Raw genomic sequence first — 16,628 nt, 5'->3', positions numbered from 1 at the left:
AGCGCATCGTCGGCGATGGCCTTCAGCGGCAGCGCCTTGCCGCCGCGCATCTGCTCGTCGGCGGTGATCAGCGCCACCGCGCCCACGTCGACCAGCCGCTCCTGCAGCGACTTGGCCGAGAAGCCGCCGAACACCACCGAGTGCGTCGCGCCCAGGCGCGCGCAGGCCTGCATCGCGGCCACGCCTTCGACCGACATCGGCATGTAGATCACGACGCGGTCGCCCTTCCTGATGCCGAGCGTCTTCAGGCCGTTGGCCAGGCGGCACACCTTCGCATGCAGTTCGCGGTAGGTGACGCGCGTCACCGTGCCGTCGTCGGCCTCGAACACGATCGCGACCTTGTCGGCATTGCCGTTTTCCAGGTTGCGGTCCAGGCAGTTGTACGAGGCATTGAGCTGGCCATCCTCGAACCACTTGTAGAACGGCGCGTTGCTCTCGTCCAGCACCTTGGTGAAGGGCTTGTTCCAGTGCAGCAGCTCGCGGGCGTGGCGTGCCCAGAAGCCTTCGTAGTCGCGTTCGGCTTCCTCGCACAGCGCGCGGTAGGCGTCCATGCCGGGAATCGCGGCCTGGCTGGCGAACGACTCGGGCGGGTTGAACACGCGGTTCTCTTGCATCACCGATTCGATGGCGGACATAGACTCGTCTCCTGATTTTGGAATGGCTTTGGCTGCCAAGTTACGCCCGACGGCTTACTTAAACCTGACGGTCGGCGGCTGCTGCCTATGGTGACTGGCCGGTGTCCGAGGTCGCCGCATGCTGCAATGCAGCGGGAAACGTCCTGCCATCGGGGGCGAAAGTGCAGCCTTCTCCATTAGGCTAGCACAGCTATAATCCCGCGAGCCCTATACCTGAACGCGGTGCTTACCCTTGCCGCGGCCTCTCCACGCTTGCACCGGCTCGCCGCGCCTCGCGCCACCCGCGATCGTGGCCGCCGGCTGACCGAGGCATCGACCGTGCCCACCAACACCTCCACTTCAGCCCCTGCCCACTCTCGGCTTTTCTCCCCGATCCACGCACTGTTCCTGGTCGGATCGATGGCGCTGGTCGGCAGCAATGTGGGGCTGGGCAAATCGATCATCGCCCATGTGCCGGTGCTGCTGTTCGCGCTGCTGCGCTTCGTCATCGCCATCGTCTGCCTGGCGCCGTGGTACCGGCCGGCGCGCATGCGCCGGGTGTCGCGCGGCGAATGGCTGAACCTGTTCCTGCAGGCGTTCTTCGGCACCTTCCTGTTCACGCTGCTGATGCTCAACGGCGTGCGGCTGACCAGCGCCATGGCCGCGGGGGTCATCACCAGCACCATTCCCGCCACGGTGGCAATCCTGTCCTGGCTGGTGCTGCGCGAACGGCTGTCGCGCCGCACCGTGGCCTCGGTGCTGCTGGCGGTGGCCGGCATCGCCGTGCTCAACATCGCCCGCGGCGATGCGCACGGCGCCGGCGAAAACAGCCAGGCCTGGCTCGGCAACCTGATGATCCTGGGCGCGGTGCTGTGCGAATCGGTCTACGTGATCCTGTCGCGCCGCCTCACGCAGACACTGGCCGCGATCGAGATCTGCGCCTATACCCACCTGATCGGCGGCCTGCTGATGCTGCCGCTGGGGCTGGTGCCGCTGCTGACCTTCGACGCCTCCACGGTGCCGGCGCAGACCTGGCTGATGCTGCTGTGGTACGCGCTGTCGGCCAGCGTGTTCTCGTTCTGGCTGTGGATGAAGGGCATCCGCCATGTGCCTGCGCAATTGGCGGGCGTGTTTACCTCGGTGCTGCCGGTGGCGGCGGCCACCTACGGCATCGCTGTGCTGGGCGAGCAGCCGGGCTGGCCGCACGGCGTGGCGCTGGCCTGCGTGCTGGCCGGAATCGTTCTTGCGAGCTGGCCGGGGCGGATTGCGCGCGGCGCGTGGCGCGGCAAGGCGGCGGGCGCCGATCCGCGCGCGGGAACCTGAACGGCGTGGCGTGGCACCGGTTACTGCTGGTAACACAGCGCAGCCATCGTCGCTTGGTACAATCCACGCCGATTTTCAACTCGCCGCAATTTCTCCACTCTTCGCCCCGCCCATGGCTTCCAATCCAATGACCAAGCCGCAGGCCCAGAGCCTGCGGCCGATCCCGAGCATCATCTTCGCGTCGCGCTGGCTGCAGCTGCCGCTATACCTGGGCCTGATCGTGGCCCAGGGCGTCTATGTCTACCATTTCCTGGTCGAAGTCTGGCATCTGCTGGCACATGTGACCGAGTTCGACGAGAACAAGATCATGCTGGTGGTGCTGGGGCTGATCGACGTGGTGATGATCTCCAACCTGCTGATCATGGTGATCGTGGGCGGCTACGAGACCTTCGTCTCGCGCCTGGGCATCGACAACCACCCGGACGAGCCGGAATGGCTGGACCATGTCAACGCAGGGGTGCTCAAGGTCAAGCTGTCGATGGCGCTGATCGGGATTTCGTCGATCCACCTGCTGAAGACGTTTATCGACGCGGAACAGCGCACTACCCACACCATCATGTGGCAGGTGGCCATCCACGTGGCGTTCCTGGCCTCTGCGGTGGCGATGGCGTATGTCGACCGGATGGTGTCGCACCCGGCCGGCGCGCATGCCAAGCGCGAATCACATTAAGCTTTCCAAAAGCCAGGACTTGCCTCCGAACCGCGGCCATGTGCCGCGGTTTTTGCATTTGGCGTTCGGTGTCCGCGCCATGAGGCGCCGGCGACACCCCAGGAGGCTGTAGACCAATGTATGCAGCCGGGCAGACAGCCCCGGGGCAGTGTATGATTTCGGCCTGTGTTTCACCGCTGCCCACCCCACAAAATGACAGTCATCAAGCAAGAAGACCTCATCCAGAGCGTCGCCGACTCCCTGCAGTACATCAGCTACTACCACCCGATGGACTACATCACCAGCCTGGGCCGCGCCTATGAGCTGGAGCAGAGCCCGGCGGCCAAGGACGCGATCGCACAGATCCTGACCAACAGCCGCATGTGCGCGGAAGGCAAGCGTCCGATCTGCCAGGACACCGGCATCGTCACGGTCTTCGTCAAGGTGGGGATGGACGTGCGCTGGGACGGCGCCACCATGGGCCTGACCGACATGATCAACGAGGGTGTGCGCCGCGGTTACACGCACCCCGACAACGTGCTGCGTGCCTCGATCGTCAGCCCGCCCGAAGGCGGCCGCAAAAACACCAAGGACAACACCCCGGCCGTGATCCACTATGAAGTGGTGCCGGGCAACACCGTCGACATCCAGGTCGCGGCCAAGGGCGGCGGCTCGGAGAACAAGTCCAAGTTCGTGATGCTGAACCCGTCGGACTCGATCGTCGACTGGGTGCTGAAGACCGTGCCGACCATGGGCGCCGGCTGGTGCCCGCCGGGCATGCTGGGGATCGGCATCGGCGGCACCGCCGAGAAGGCGATGGTGATGGCCAAGGAATCGCTGATGGAATCCATCGACATCCAGGACATCATCGCCCGCGGCCCGAAGGACTGGGTCGAGGAACTGCGCGTCGAACTGTACGAGAAGGTCAACGCGCTGGGCATCGGCGCGCAAGGCCTGGGCGGCCTGGCCACCGTGCTGGACGTCAAGATCATGGCCTGCCCGACGCACGCCGCGTCCAAGCCTGTCGCGATGATTCCGAACTGCGCCGCCACCCGCCACGTGCACTTCACGCTGGACGGCAGCGGCCCGGCCAAGCTGGAAGCGCCGGACCTGTCGCAATGGCCGGAGGTCGAGTGGGCACCCAACACCGAGACCTCCAAGCGCGTGGACCTGAACACGCTGACGCCGGAAGAAGTCGCCTCGTGGAAGCCGGGCCAGACCCTGCTGCTCAACGGCAAGATGCTGACCGGCCGAGACGCCGCGCACAAGCGCATCGCCGACATGCTGGCCAAGGGCGAGAAGCTGCCGGTGGACTTCAAGAACCGCGTGATCTACTACGTCGGCCCGGTCGATCCGGTGCGCGACGAGGCGGTCGGCCCGGCCGGCCCCACCACCGCCACGCGCATGGACAAGTTCACCGAGATGATGCTGGCCGAAACCGGCCTGATCTCGATGATCGGCAAGGCTGAGCGCGGCCCGGCGGCAATCGAGGCCATCAAGAAGCACAAGTCGGCCTACCTGATGGCCGTGGGCGGTGCCGCCTACCTGGTGGCCAAGGCGATCAAGGAAGCCAAGGTGGTCGGCTTCGAAGACCTCGGCATGGAAGCCATCTACGAGTTCGACGTCAAGGACATGCCGGTGACGGTCGCCGTGGACAGCGAAGGCACCTCGGTGCACAAGACCGGCCCCGCCGAGTGGCAGGCCAAGATCGGCAAGATTCCGGTCGCCGCGCTGTAAGCATCGCCACGCGAGCGCATCACGCCGAGGCGGTAGAATCTGCCCTAGCACTCGAAAAAGCCGGGTTCCGACCCGGCTTTTTTCTGCCCTCTTCTTTCCAGTCCTTTCCAGTCGTCCTCGCATCCCAGTGAACCCAGCACCCATCGGCATCTTCGATTCCGGCCTTGGCGGCCTGTCCGTGCTGCGCGAGATCCGCGCGCTGCTGCCGCAAGAATCGCTGCTGTACCTCGCCGACTCGAAATATGCGCCTTACGGCGAGAAGCCCGAGACGTTCGTCGAGGCGCGCACGCTGCAGGCGTGCGAATGGCTGCTCGGCCAGGGCTGCAAGGCGCTGGTGATCGCCTGCAACACGGCGACCATGCACGCGGTGCAGACCTTGCGCGAGCGGCTGCCGGTGCCGATCATCGGCGTCGAGCCCGGCCTCAAGCCGGCCGCCGCGGCGAGCCGCAGCAAGGTGGTGGGCGTGCTGGCGACCGCCAACACCCTCAAGAGCGCCAAGTTCGGCCGGCTGCTGACCTCGCTCGAGCGCGAAAGCCGCTTTATCTGCGAGGCCGGCCTTGGCCTGGTATCGCTGATCGAGCAAGGCGACCTCGACGGCCCCGCCGTGCGCGAGCGCCTCGATGCCTACCTCACTCCCATGCTCGAAGCCGGCGCGGACACGCTGGTGCTGGGCTGCACGCACTACCCTTTCCTGTCCGGCACGATCCGCGAGATGGTCGGAGACCAACTGGCGCTGGTCGACACCGGCAGCGCCATTGCGCGCCAGCTCGCCCGCAAGCTGGCCGAGCACGGCCTTTGCGCGGACACCGGCGCGCTGCCGCGCGACCGCTTCGTTTCCACCAAGGACGCCGCGCACTTGCGCGCGATGGCAGCAGCGCTGCTGCGGGTGGACGCGGATGCGGAAACGGTGGTGATCGAGCCGGCGCCAGCGTTCTAGCCGGCGCCTGCCCTGCGGCAGGTTATTGCAGGAAGCCCAGCGGCCGGTGCTCCCGCACCTCCGGCTTGATGGCATGTTCCTGGCGCAGCTGCGCCAGGAATTCGTCCGGCGTCAGCGCCTCGCCCAGCAGCACGCACTGGCGCTTGACGGTGGCGAAGTCGCCTGGCGTCAGGCAATCCATCGCATCCAACTCGCGCCGCATGGCATCGGTCAGCAGCGTGGCGTCGCCGCCCAGCGCTTCGTCGACGAACATCGCCGCCCGTTGCTCCGGCCTCAGCGCCAGGAAGCGGATCTTGAACGAGAAGCGCCGCAGCGCGGCCTCGTCAATGCGGTCGAACAGGTTCGTGGTACAGATGAAGATGCCGTTGAAACGCTCCATGCCCTGCAGCATCTCGTTGACCTCGGAGATCTCGTAGTTACGCACCGCCTGCTGGCGGCTCTGCATGAAACTGTCCGCCTCGTCCAGCAACAGCACCGCGCCGTCTTCCTCGGCGCGCGCGAACATGGCCGCGATCTGCTGCTCGGTCTCGCCCACGTACTTGCTCATCAGGTCAGAGGCGCGCCGGATCATCAGCGGCAGGTCCAGCTCGGCGGCGATATGCTCGGCGAGCGCGGTCTTGCCGGTGCCGGGCGGCCCATAGAAGCACAGCGTGCCGCGCTGGCGCACGCGCAGTGCATCGACGATCTTCGCCACCTCATAGCGGGTTTCCAGGTGCAGGTTTTCCAGCCGGTAATGCGTGACCACCGGGCGGGCCTCGGCCTCCGGACGCAGGCCCATGGCGCGGTCGGCATGCTCCAGCTGGCGCAGGATCAGCGCTTCGACCGGTTCCGCCACGTCGGGCCGCGCCAGCTCGACAAAACGCGCCGCCGATTGCACCTGCGCCGGCGTCAGCGTCTTGCGGGCGGCCAGGCCGCTGATGAAGGCATCGCTGACATCGAGCCCACCCAGGTGCTTGCGGATGATGTTCTCGCGCACCAGCGGGGGCGGGATCTTCAGTTCGAGGTGAAACTGGAAGCGGCGCAGGTAGGCCGGGTCGATCTGCCGGATCGAATTGGAAATCCAGATCACCGGCACCGGGTTCTGCTCGAGGGTCTGGTTGACCCACGCCTTGCCGTTGACCGACGCGCGCGTATCTTCCTGGCCGAACAGGCTCATCAGCTCGCGCGCGCTGCCGGGGAAAACGTCCTCCACCTCATCGAACAGCAGCGCGGTATGCGCGCGGCCGCGCAGGAAGGCCTGCGATACCTGCAGCGAGCGGTAGCGGTCCTTGCCCGACAGGCTGTTGCCGTCGCGGTCCAGGCAATCCACCTCGTACAGCTCGCAACCGGCCTCGCGCGCCAGCAGGCGCGCAAATTCAGTCTTGCCGGTGCCGGGCGGGCCGTAGATCAGCACGTTGACGCCGCTGGCGTGCTGGCGCGTGGCGTTGGCGAGCAGCGCGCACAGGTAGCGGGCATCGGTCTCGACATGCGGGTAGTCGGCGACGGTCAGCGTGGGCGGCGCGGCCGGGCGTGTGAACACCGCCATCATCTCGGCCTCGTTGGCGTAATTGCCCAGCAGCACGTGCAGCAGCCGGTCGGACAGGCGCATCAGGTCGCCCAGGTCGGTGACGCTGTTCTCGGGCAGCGGCTGCTCGATCAGGTTCAGCGTTTCCAGCCGCGAGCCCGGTCGCAGCGACGCGGCCACGTCGGCCGCCCCGGCACCGGTCAGGCCGGCCAGGATCTGGAAGGCTTCCTGGCTGTGCGCGACCTTGCAATCGACCATGACCGCGCGCAGGTCGCGCTTGTACTTGGCCAGCGCCGCGTACAGCAGCAGCTTGCGCTCGTGGTCGGGCAGGTCCAGCACGCGGCTGAGCATGTCGATATTGCGCACCAGCAGCACGCGCTCGCCGTCCAGCCGCTGCGCGATGGCGGCGGCCGAGGCGTCGAACACGGCGAACATGTCCTTGGCATGGTGCTTGACGTACTCGTCGAGGTAATAGAACAGCGCGCTTTCGTCGAAGGCACTGTTCCACTGGCCGTGGCGGTCCAGGAATTCCTCGGGCGTCAGCCTCGCCGCGCCCTTCCACGCGGGCATGTCGGCGCAGCGGGCGGCCAGGAAGCGCTGCACGCGCAGCACCACCCCGTATGGCCACACCATTTCCTGCGCGCTGACGGTCAGCACATCGTTGATATTGCTGCGCAGGTTGAAGCGCGGACCCAATGCGCACACCACGCGCAGGGCAAATTGCGCGCACATCCAGTCCAGCGCGGAGCTGGACGACACCCCGGGCATGGAGCGCAGGAGCGTCGATCGGTCATCTTCAGCGGAACGTGTGAAATCCATGGACGGTTCCCCGAGTTCGCCGTGGCGGGGCCGACCGACCGGCGCACCGCCTCGTCTGCAGTTTCTTCCTATGCTAGCGCGCTTTGCTGCCCACCGCGCGGGGATAGGCAAAGCTGCCACCAGCGACTGTGGCCTGTGCCACCGAAGCTACGGATCCTTGCGGGCGCGCAAACCCGCGCAAGATAGCGCCAACCGCTCCACACGGCTGCCTGATCTGGCGGTATAACTTGCCGCGGCAGAAAATTCCAGTTGCGACGCACAAATCACAACAAATAAGAATCATTATCGTTTATACTTGCGCGCTGACACGCTGCCCCAGAGTGGCGCTCCCACGTCAACCTAGTTGAAGGAGCGTTTATCATGGAATTGCTGCTTAGCCTGCTGGTCGGTTGCGGCATCTCGCTGATCCTGTTTTACCGCAAGTGATGGCGCACGGTCGCTGCTGCTCGTGGCGCTGGTTGTACCGAGCCAGGCCCTCCTGCGCCTGCCGGCAGACTTTTGTTGTTGACACATGTTCGATCAACGCTTCTTCAAGATTACGCTCGCCGTCCTGCTGTTCCACGCCGGCCTGCTCTACCTGATCCAGAGCGGCCTGGGCCGCAAGCTGACCGAGGCGGTGGTCGCCCCCGAGATCGTCGCCCGCATCATCCCGCTCGAACCGCCCAAGCAAGAGGCCCCGCCCGAGCCGCCCAAACCCAAGCCCAAGCAGGAAACGCCGCCGAAGCAGGTCAAGGTGACCACGCCCAAGCCGGCGCCGCAGCCCAAGCCGACTCCGCAGCCGGTGGCCAACCTGCCGCCGACCCCGAGCGCGCCGGAAGCGCCGGCCGCACCGCCTGCGCCGCCCGCACCGCCTGAACCCGCTCCGGCGCCCGTTTCCGCCGCGCCGCGCGCCGTCGGCATCGGTGAAATCCAGTGCACGCCGCCCCAACCGAAGTATCCTTCTCAATCGCGCCGCATGGGCGAGACCGGCAGGACAGTGGTGCGCCTGACCACAGATGAAGGCGGCAAGGTCGTCAAGACTTCCGTGGTGTCGTCGAGCGGCTCGTCGCGCCTGGACCAGGCCGCGGTGGAAGCCGTGCAGGCCATGCGCTGCAAGCCTTACACGGACAACGGCCGTGCCATCGCCGTCACGGCGCAGCAGCCAATCGGCTTCGAACTGAACTGATCACCGATCCGCTACCGGATTTCCGATCATCCGATCTGACCTAAACCAAGCGAACTCACCAGGAACCAACCCATGCAGGACCTCGGACTCTCCCACCTCTGGACGCAAGGCGACTTCGTCATGCGTGCGACCGCCATCATTCTGCTGATCATGTCGCTCGCCTCTTGGATCGTGATCTTCACCAAGGCCTGGGATCTGGTGCGCCTGAAGAAGATGGCGCAAGGCGCGGAAAAGCGCTTCTGGCACTCGGACGACTTCGACCATGCGCTGGAAACCCTGGGCGCCAATGATGCCAACCCGTTCCGCACGCTGGCCATCGCCGGCAAGGAAGCCGCCCAGCACCACCGCGCCAGCCAGCCGCAGCTGCACGACGTGATGGATATCTCCGACTGGCTGACCCGCTCGCTCAAGAGCTCGATCGACGACGCCGTGGCGCACATGCAGTCGGGCCTGGCGGTGCTGGCTTCGGTGGGCTCGACCGCACCGTTCGTCGGCCTGTTCGGCACGGTGTGGGGCATCTACCACGCGCTGATCGGCATCGGCGCCTCGGGCGTTCCGACCATCGACAAGGTCGCCGGCCCGGTGGGCGAGGCCCTGATCATGACCGCCTTCGGCCTGGCCGTGGCAATCCCCGCGGTGCTGGGCTATAACGCACTGACGCGGGGCAACAAGGCGGTGATCTCCAAGCTCAACCGCTTCGCCCACGACCTGCACGCCTACTTCGTGACCGGCGCCCGCGTGCGCCCCACCGGTGCCCGCAGCGAAGACGGCACCGTGCGCCTGGCCGCGGCCCAGCGCTAATCCGCAAGCAAGGAAGTCATCATGGCATTCGGTACTCTCGACGGTGACGACGACGAGGTGATGAGCGAGATCAACATGACGCCGCTGGTCGACGTCATGCTGGTGCTGCTGATCATCTTCATCATCACCATCCCCGTGATCAACCACGCGGTGAAGATCGACCTGCCGCGCGCCACCAACTCCCCGAACGATCCCAAGCCGCAGAACATCAACGTCTCGATCGACGCCAGCGGCAAGGTGTTCTGGAACCAGGTGGAAGTGGACCAGGCCACGCTGGAAAGCAATATTTCGCTGGCCGCGCAGCAGCAGCCGCAGCCTGAGCTGCACCTGCGCGCCGACCGCGAGGTGCGCTACGAGCGCGTGGCCGAAGTCATGGCCGCCGCGCAGCACGGCGGCCTGGGCAAGATCGGCTTTATCACCGAACCCAAGCAATAAGGAGGCGCGCCGGCAGGCGTTGCGCTCTGGAAGGGCATCCCGCGGGATGCCCTTTTTCGTTTACTGGCCGCTCGCCGCTGCAGGGCGCTGGACCGGATCGCTGTTTGTCGAATCTTCGATCCATGCTATTGTAATGATAACAATTCGCATTTATGATTCATCCATCGATTGCGCCATCGGTGGCGCACCCCTGATGCCTTTTCCCCTGCGCGCCCATGGCGCCAGGCCGACCCGGAGCCAGATGATGAGCACTCTTTCCCTGCCGCTGTCGCAACCGCGTGAAGTCACCCGCCGCCGCCTGTCGCTGCGCCGTGTCGAGGTGGCCCAGCCGCGCCGCGAGACCGCAGCCGCGAAAGCAGCCCCGTCGACGATCGCATCCATGAAATCGGCCGTAGCCGCCCTGCCCGCCCGGCTGGAAGCGTTGGTGCGCGACAGCCTGTCGTCGGCGCCCGCCGGCGAACCGGTCGCACTTGACGCGATCATGCGCGGCAACAGCACGCTGCCGATCCTGCATAACGGCGAGGTCTACACGCTGCGCGTGACGCGCTATGGCAAGCTGATCCTGACCAAATGACGCATCCTTGAGGCAAGGCCATGCGCTGAAGCCGAAGGGAACTGTTTGAGGCCCGCGTCTGCCGCGGGTGCCACGCAAGTGGCAGTACAGACTTTTGTGGGGACCACCTCGGAACGAGGTGTTGGGCAGTAGCCAGGTGCTGGCGCCGCGGCGGGAATTCCAGACCCCTCGCCATATCGGCCACACCCAGCCATGCCCTCTTTTATTCTGCCCCGCAGGCCCTGGCCTGCGGGGCTCTTTCATGCGCGGCTGGTGCCGCGCAACGGGCCCTGCTATTACAGGCCCAGAGCGGCGATGCCGGCGCGGGCAATCTGCGCGTCTTCGGTCGACTTCACGCCCGAAACGCCAACGGCACCGACCACCTGCTCGTTGGCGACGATAGGCACGCCGCCCTCCAGCATGCCCTGCAACACCGGTGCGGTCATGAACGAATAGCGGCCGTTGTTGATCATGTCTTCGTAGATCTTCGATTCACGACGGCCCAGGGCGGACGTACGGGCCTTTTCCGCGGCGATATGGGCCGAGATCGGCGCGGCGCCGTCCAGGCGCTGCATCGCCAGCATATGGCCACCGTCATCGACCACGACGATGGACACGGCCCAGTGATGGTTCTTCGCTTCGGTTTCCGCCGCGGCCATGATCTTCTTCACATCGTCTGCCGTCAGAACCGTCTTTTGCTGCATGCCACTCTCCTGGTCATTCATTTGGTTGGAGACCGAAGTATACCCCGCACCCCATGCCATCGTCATCGCGCCCACACGGCAGCGGCGGGCAAGAAAATGGCCCGCACAGGCGGGCCATTCGTCATGCAGACACGGCGGCAATCAAGCGCCGTCGGTGTACGGATCCGGCTTGCCGATGCGGGCACCGTCGGTGTAAGGGTCAGGCTTGCCGATGCGCGCGCCGTCGGTGTACGGGTCGGTCTTGCCGACGCGGGCGCCATCGGTGAACGGATCGACCTTGCCCATGCGGGCGCCGTCCAGGTACGGGTCAGGCTTGCCGGTCGCGGCGAACGAGGCGGTGGACACTGCGCACAGCGCGGCCAGCACGGAGGCGGCGGCAATTGATTGTTTGAGCTTCATGAGATTCCCCTTGCAATTCTGGTCGGTAAGGCACCGCGGCGGACGACTCCTGAAACAAAAAGAGCCGCCGTCATCGCGATGTCATGCCTCTAGTTTAGGGAAAACCCTTAAGACGATAGACGTGACGCTTTGAGCAGTCCGTTCAAATAATTTGATGGGCGTCAAACTAGGGAATCCTCCAGGGAACCGGCGCCTGCGGCTCGTGTCGCGATATGCAAGCCAAAAGGAAAGGGCCCCGCAGGGCCCTGTATTCCACAGCGTTTCGGCGCCGGCCGGTCAGTCGTGACGCCAGCGGCCATGACCGCGGTAGCCCGGCGGACCATAGTAACCGTGGTGATGGCCACCATAGTAGCGCGGCGGGCCATAGTAGCGCGGGCCGTAATAGACCGGGCGCGGACGCACCACCACGGCCGGCGGGCCGTAGTAGACCGGTGCCGGGGCCACCACCACCGGCGGCGCATAGTAGGCCGGAGCGGGCGGATAGTAGGCCGGCGCGCCAACCACGACGCCCGGCACGCCAATCGCGACGCCGACGCTCACATGGGCCATCGCGGCCCCGGATGCCAGCCCGGCTGCGACACCGAATGCTGCGAGCCACCAACGTTTCATATCCGCCTCTCAGAATTTGAGATTTCTCTTACTCGGTATTGTAGAGGGCCTGAATTTTCCAGGTGCAACCGAAGGCACGACATTGTTACTAGCCGTAACAGTGCGTCACTTTTTCCTTCCGCGACGCCATCTGCTTGGCCAAGCAAATTAAAGCCTGCGGCGCGCTTGCATCCGGATTGCGAAGCCACCACAATACCGGGCTTGCCGTGCGGCCGTGGAGAAATTGGTAGACTCAGCAGACTTAAAATCTGCCGCCTTTCCAGGCTTACGGGTTCGAGTCCCGTCGGCCGCACCAGGGCCACCGCAGCGGCAACCTTGCGCCAAATACAAAAGAGGAGGCTCTCGCCCCCTCTTCAGCCCTTCGCGCTGGGTCGTGCTTTACGCCGCTTTACGCCGCTTTACGCCATCATTTAGGCCATCACGTAGCACATCAGCGCACCGACCCCCATCAGGAACACAAACAGCACCCCGGCCAGTGCCAGCGGCTTGCGTCCGGCGCGCACCAGGTCGCCGATGCGGGTATGCAGGCCGATGGCCAGCATCGCACACGCCAGCAGCCAGTTATCCAGCGCGATCAACGGGGCCTTCCAGGCAGCGGGCACCGTGCCGGCCGAGTTGAGTGCCATTACCGCGACAAAACCCACCGCAAACCACGGCACCGACTTCAGGATCCCGGAGAAGCGGCCCTTGCCGGCAGGTGCCTGGCCTGCCTCGGCCTTGCCTTGCGGCCACAGCGCCATCACCAGCAGCAGCGGCCCCAGCGCCAGCACGCGCACCATCTTGGCCACCACCGCGGCATCGGCGGTCGGCTCGCTGATCATTTTGCCCGCGGCGATCACCTGCGCCACTTCATGCAACGTCGCGCCGGTGAAGATGCCGAACATGCGCTCGCTGACCGACCAGTGCCAATGGCCGTTGGCCAGTTCGAACAGATAGGGATAGAGCAGCATGCCGACGGTGCCGAACAGCACCACCGTGGCGACCGCCACCGCGGTCTGGCGATCGTCGGTGCGTACCACCGACGACACCGCGATGGCCGCGGCCGCGCCGCAGATGGCGCTGCCGGAACTGACCAGGATCGCTTCGCGGCGGCTCAGGCCGAAGAAGGTCGTGCCGACCCAGGTGCCGAACAGCAGCGTGGCGACCAGCATCGTCAGCGGCACCACGATACCCGGCAGGCCCAGCGCGACGATGGACGCGAATGTCAGCCGCAGGCCGTAGAGTGCCACGCCAAGCCGCAGCAGGTAATGGCGCGCCACCTGCATCCCGGGTGCCAGCGGCGCCAGCCAGTGCTTCGGCAGCGTATTGGCGGCGACCATGCCGGCGCACATGGCGAGCGTCAGCGCGCTCAGGCCGTAGCGGGCAATCGCCGGATGCTCGGCCAGCGCCAGTGCCAGCCAGGCAATGCCGCCCAGCGGCACCAGCGTCAGCAGGCGCTGTGACCAGGGCGGGGAAGCCGCTGCCGGCGTGGCGACTGCGGTGCGGGGGGCGCTGCTGGAAGTGGCGGAAGACATGGCAGTTCACTTGTTATGTAGTGACTCCAGCGTACTGGCCCGCCCCTAACCCGTAAAACGGGTAATATCGTTATGCGTTATCTATTCTTTCGATATGGAATCCCGTCCAGAGCCCCGCCCCGAGCAACGCCCCCTGCGCCTCACGCTGCGCCAGCTGTCCGTCTTCGTCGCCGTGGCCCAGCACGGCAGCACCATGGCAGCCGCGCAGGCGCTGGCGATGTCGCAGTCAGCGGTCAGCGCTTCACTGGCAGAGCTCGAACGTGCGCTGGACAGCCCGCTGTTCGATCGCATCGCACGCCGGCTCAGCATCAACGAGACCGGCCGCCAGTTCTTCCCGCGCGCGCTGGCGCTGCTGGACCAGGCGCATGAGCTGGAGCGCTTTGCCACACAGACCGGGGTGCAGTTGCGCATCGCGGCCAGCAATACCATCGGCAGCTATATCCTGCCGCCGCTGCTGGCGGGATTCCGTCATTCGCGCAGCGGGCCCTGCACGCTGGACCTGCGCATCGGCAACACCCGCGAAGTGCTGCAGTCGCTGCTGCAGTTCGAAGCCGACATCGGCCTGGTGGAAGGCGCCAGCCACGAGCGCGACCTGCGCAGCATGCACTGGTGCGATGACGAGATGGTGGTGGTGGTTGGCCCGTCGCATCCGCTGGCGCTCACGCCGAACGACCTGGTGGCACTGCGCGACGCCGAATGGATCGTGCGCGAACCAGGCTCGGGCACGCGCGAGGTGATCGAGGAACGCCTGGTGCCGTTGCTGGGCGAACTGCGCTTCGCGCTGGAACTGGGCAACGCCGAAGCAATCAAGCGCGCGGTGATGAGCGGCTTCGGCGTCAGTTGCCTGTCGTTGTACGTGGTGCGCGACGAACTCGCGCAAGGCACGCTGGTGGCGATCCGCGAAGGCTTGCCGCGCATCGTGCGGCCGCTGCAACTGGTCGTGCACCAGGACAAGTTCCCGACGCAAGGCCTGCTGGCCTTCACCGAATACCTGCGCACCATGGCGCCGCGTATCGGCGCGTGACGCCTCCTGCGGGCCGCCTGAGCGCGGACAGCTATGCCGCCTGCGGCTCGCTGCGCTTGCTGCGCGCGGTGTACAGGTCGAGCAGGTGGAACAGCACCGGATTGAGCATGATCGACAGCAGCGCACCCGCCAGGATCAATGCCTGGCCGCGCTCGGGCAGGATGTTCAGGTACACGCCCAGGCTCGCCAGGATGAAGGAGAACTCGCCGATCTGCGCCAGGCTGACGGCAATCGTCATGCCGGTCTGCCCGGAGTGCCCGAACACCCGTACGATGCCCATCGCCGCCAGCGATTTGCCGACCACGATGATAAACAGCGTCGACAGCACGCCCCATGGGTCGTTGACCAGCACCATGGGATCGAACAGCATGCCGACCGAGACGAAGAACAGCACCGAAAAGGCATCGCGCAGCGGCAACGATTCTTCGGCCGCGCGATGGCTGAATTCAGATTCGGCCAGCACCATGCCGGCAAAGAAGGCCCCCAGTGCGAAGGACACGCCAAATAGTGAATACGCGCCATAGGCAACGCCCAGCGCGGTCGCCAGCACGCCCAGGCGGAACATCTCGCGATTGCCGGTCCAGACGATGCGCTCGAGCATCCACGGAATAAAGCGGCGCCCGATCACCAGCATGACCGCGACAAAGGCGGCGACCTTGCCCAGCGTCGAGAGCACCGCCAGCAGGACGTCGCCGGTGCCCGGACTGCCTTCGGCGCCGGCGTCCGCGGCGCCGGCAAGCAGACCCGCCATCGCTGGCAACAGCACCAGCGCGAGCACCATGGCCAGGTCTTCAACGATCAGCCAGCCTACTGCGATCCGCCCCTGGGGCGATTCCACCAGGTCGCGCTCCTGCAGCGCCTTGAGCAGGACCACGGTACTGGCCACCGACAGCGCCAGGCCGTACACCAGCCCCTGCCCCCACGACCAGCCGAAACCCCACGCCACCAGCATGCCGAGGAAGGTCGCGATACCGATCTGCACGACCGCCCCGGGGATCGCGATGCGCTTCACCGCCATCAGGTCCTTGATCGAGAAATGCAGCCCGACGCCGAACATCAGCAGAATCACGCCGAGTTCGGCAAGCTCCGGCGCGAGCGCCTGGTCGGCCGTGTAGCCCGGCGTATGCGGTCCCACCACGATCCCCGCGCACAGGTAGCCGATCAGCGGCGGCAGCCGCAGCTTGCTGGCGATAGCGCCAAGGACGAAGGCCAGGACGATACCACCGACGATGGTGCTGATGAGCGGGGTGGCGTGATGCATGCGCGCGGGGTTCCTCGTGTCAGGGGCTGGACGGCGATGGCTGGATTCCACCCGCCCTCCCCGCGCGCCACGATGCCATGACCCACCATGCGGCGCGCACCAGCGGTCGGCGCGGCACGATGGCAGCCTCGTAACGGGACAAGCAGGGAAAGAACGGGAAGTGCCGCAGCGGCCCCGGACACGCTGGAGGCGCATCACGGATCGGGAATGGCGTATGACATGCTGCGCCGCGATCCATCGCGCGGCGCACCCGGAAAAGCGTACGACAGGAGTAATGTAACATGCCCGCCGCGCGCTCAAAGCGCAGAAATGCGAGGCAATTCGCGGCGCGGGGCGGCTGCGCGAGGCTGGGCGAACGAGCGCTAAACATGCGCAAAGCAAAAACGGCGCCCAAGGGCGCCGTTTTTGCTTTGCAACTGGAGGCGGAGGTCGGAATCGAACCGGCGTACACGGCTTTGCAGGCCGCTGCATAACCACTCTGCCACCCCGCCAGGTGACGTGATGCTGGATTGTAGCCGCATTCAGCCGATGCTGCCGGCTGGCCTGCCACGGCAATTCAACCCAAACAAAAAGGGAAGCG

Annotated in this window: 16 protein-coding genes and 2 tRNA genes; 10 read left to right on the top strand and 8 right to left on the bottom strand. The window is 65.9% G+C overall.

Annotated features, from left to right (window positions below):
• Positions 1-635 (bottom strand): AMP-binding protein (locus tag E1J61_RS18890; protein ID WP_165971499.1); only part of this gene is annotated, 635 nt, incomplete at its 3' end.
• A gap of 318 nt (positions 636-953) precedes the next feature.
• On the opposite strand from E1J61_RS18890, the gene E1J61_RS18885 reads away from it, so the two are divergent.
• The 4 genes from E1J61_RS18885 to murI all read left to right on the top strand — a co-directional run bounded on the left by E1J61_RS18885 (position 954) and on the right by murI (position 5,260).
• On the top strand, positions 954-1,937 hold the full coding sequence (locus tag E1J61_RS18885) for a DMT family transporter (protein WP_256376138.1): 984 nt from the start codon (positions 954-956) through the stop codon (positions 1,935-1,937).
• Between the two features lie 112 nt (positions 1,938-2,049).
• Positions 2,050-2,607: a TIGR00645 family protein gene (locus tag E1J61_RS18880; RefSeq protein WP_133095560.1), complete on the top strand. Its 558-nt coding sequence runs from the start codon at positions 2,050-2,052 to the stop codon at positions 2,605-2,607.
• A gap of 192 nt (positions 2,608-2,799) precedes the next feature.
• Positions 2,800-4,323 carry a fumarate hydratase gene (locus tag E1J61_RS18875; RefSeq protein ID WP_133095559.1) on the top strand — a complete coding sequence of 508 codons (1,524 nt, stop codon included), beginning with the start codon at positions 2,800-2,802 and terminating at the stop codon, positions 4,321-4,323.
• Positions 4,324-4,450: 127 nt separating this feature from the next.
• A complete protein-coding gene (murI, locus tag E1J61_RS18870) occupies positions 4,451-5,260 on the top strand; it encodes a glutamate racemase (RefSeq protein ID WP_133095558.1) in 810 nt (269 codons plus the stop codon).
• 22 nt (positions 5,261-5,282) lie between these two features.
• On the opposite strand, the gene E1J61_RS18865 is transcribed toward murI, so the two are convergent.
• Entirely contained in the window at positions 5,283-7,583 is a 2,301-nt protein-coding gene (locus E1J61_RS18865; protein WP_133095557.1) for an AAA family ATPase, read from the bottom strand.
• 511 nt (positions 7,584-8,094) lie between these two features.
• On the opposite strand from E1J61_RS18865, the gene E1J61_RS18860 reads away from it, so the two are divergent.
• From E1J61_RS18860 to E1J61_RS18845, 4 genes are all read left to right on the top strand, one after another.
• On the top strand, positions 8,095-8,748 hold the full coding sequence (locus E1J61_RS18860) for an energy transducer TonB (RefSeq protein WP_133095556.1): 654 nt from the start codon (positions 8,095-8,097) through the stop codon (positions 8,746-8,748).
• Between the two features lie 72 nt (positions 8,749-8,820).
• Positions 8,821-9,549 (top strand): MotA/TolQ/ExbB proton channel family protein, encoded by a 729-nt coding sequence (locus E1J61_RS18855; protein WP_133095555.1) that lies wholly within the window; start codon positions 8,821-8,823, stop codon positions 9,547-9,549.
• A gap of 21 nt (positions 9,550-9,570) precedes the next feature.
• Positions 9,571-9,984 (top strand): biopolymer transporter ExbD, encoded by a 414-nt coding sequence (locus E1J61_RS18850; protein ID WP_133095554.1) that lies wholly within the window; start codon positions 9,571-9,573, stop codon positions 9,982-9,984.
• A 244-nt stretch (positions 9,985-10,228) separates the two neighbouring features.
• Entirely contained in the window at positions 10,229-10,558 is a 330-nt protein-coding gene (locus E1J61_RS18845; RefSeq protein WP_133095563.1) for a hemin uptake protein HemP, read from the top strand.
• Between the two features lie 275 nt (positions 10,559-10,833).
• Here the strand turns inward: E1J61_RS18845 and E1J61_RS18840 are convergent, their stop codons facing one another.
• The 3 genes from E1J61_RS18840 to E1J61_RS18830 all read right to left on the bottom strand — a co-directional run bounded on the left by E1J61_RS18840 (position 10,834) and on the right by E1J61_RS18830 (position 12,249).
• A complete protein-coding gene (locus tag E1J61_RS18840; protein ID WP_133095553.1) occupies positions 10,834-11,241 on the bottom strand; it encodes a heme-binding protein in 408 nt (135 codons plus the stop codon).
• A 141-nt stretch (positions 11,242-11,382) separates the two neighbouring features.
• On the bottom strand, positions 11,383-11,640 hold the full coding sequence (locus tag E1J61_RS18835) for a hypothetical protein (RefSeq protein WP_133095552.1): 258 nt from the start codon (positions 11,638-11,640) through the stop codon (positions 11,383-11,385).
• Positions 11,641-11,916: 276 nt separating this feature from the next.
• Positions 11,917-12,249 (bottom strand): hypothetical protein, encoded by a 333-nt coding sequence (locus E1J61_RS18830; RefSeq protein WP_133095551.1) that lies wholly within the window; start codon positions 12,247-12,249, stop codon positions 11,917-11,919.
• Between the two features lie 208 nt (positions 12,250-12,457).
• On the opposite strand from E1J61_RS18830, the gene E1J61_RS18825 reads away from it, so the two are divergent.
• Positions 12,458-12,544: transfer RNA gene (locus E1J61_RS18825), tRNA-Leu, on the top strand.
• Between the two features lie 115 nt (positions 12,545-12,659).
• Here E1J61_RS18825 and E1J61_RS18820 read toward each other — a convergent pair.
• Positions 12,660-13,763 carry a YeiH family protein gene (locus E1J61_RS18820; RefSeq protein ID WP_133095550.1) on the bottom strand — a complete coding sequence of 368 codons (1,104 nt, stop codon included), beginning with the start codon at positions 13,761-13,763 and terminating at the stop codon, positions 12,660-12,662.
• A 94-nt stretch (positions 13,764-13,857) separates the two neighbouring features.
• Between E1J61_RS18820 and E1J61_RS18815 the strand changes: the two genes are divergently transcribed.
• Positions 13,858-14,787 carry a LysR family transcriptional regulator gene (locus E1J61_RS18815; protein WP_133095549.1) on the top strand — a complete coding sequence of 310 codons (930 nt, stop codon included), beginning with the start codon at positions 13,858-13,860 and terminating at the stop codon, positions 14,785-14,787.
• Positions 14,788-14,818: 31 nt separating this feature from the next.
• Here E1J61_RS18815 and E1J61_RS18810 read toward each other — a convergent pair whose 3' ends face one another.
• Positions 14,819-16,048 carry a cation:proton antiporter gene (locus E1J61_RS18810; RefSeq protein ID WP_133095548.1) on the bottom strand — a complete coding sequence of 410 codons (1,230 nt, stop codon included), beginning with the start codon at positions 16,046-16,048 and terminating at the stop codon, positions 14,819-14,821.
• A gap of 417 nt (positions 16,049-16,465) precedes the next feature.
• A tRNA-Cys gene (locus E1J61_RS18805) sits at positions 16,466-16,539 on the bottom strand.
• Between the last annotated feature and the right edge of the window lie 89 nt (positions 16,540-16,628).

It is taken from the genome of Cupriavidus sp. L7L, assembly GCF_004353535.1.
GTDB classification, from domain to species: Bacteria; Pseudomonadota; Gammaproteobacteria; order Burkholderiales; family Burkholderiaceae; genus Cupriavidus; species Cupriavidus oxalaticus_A.
The sequence above is the reverse complement of the archived record's forward strand: the minus strand, read 5'-3'. Positions and strand labels throughout refer to the sequence as shown.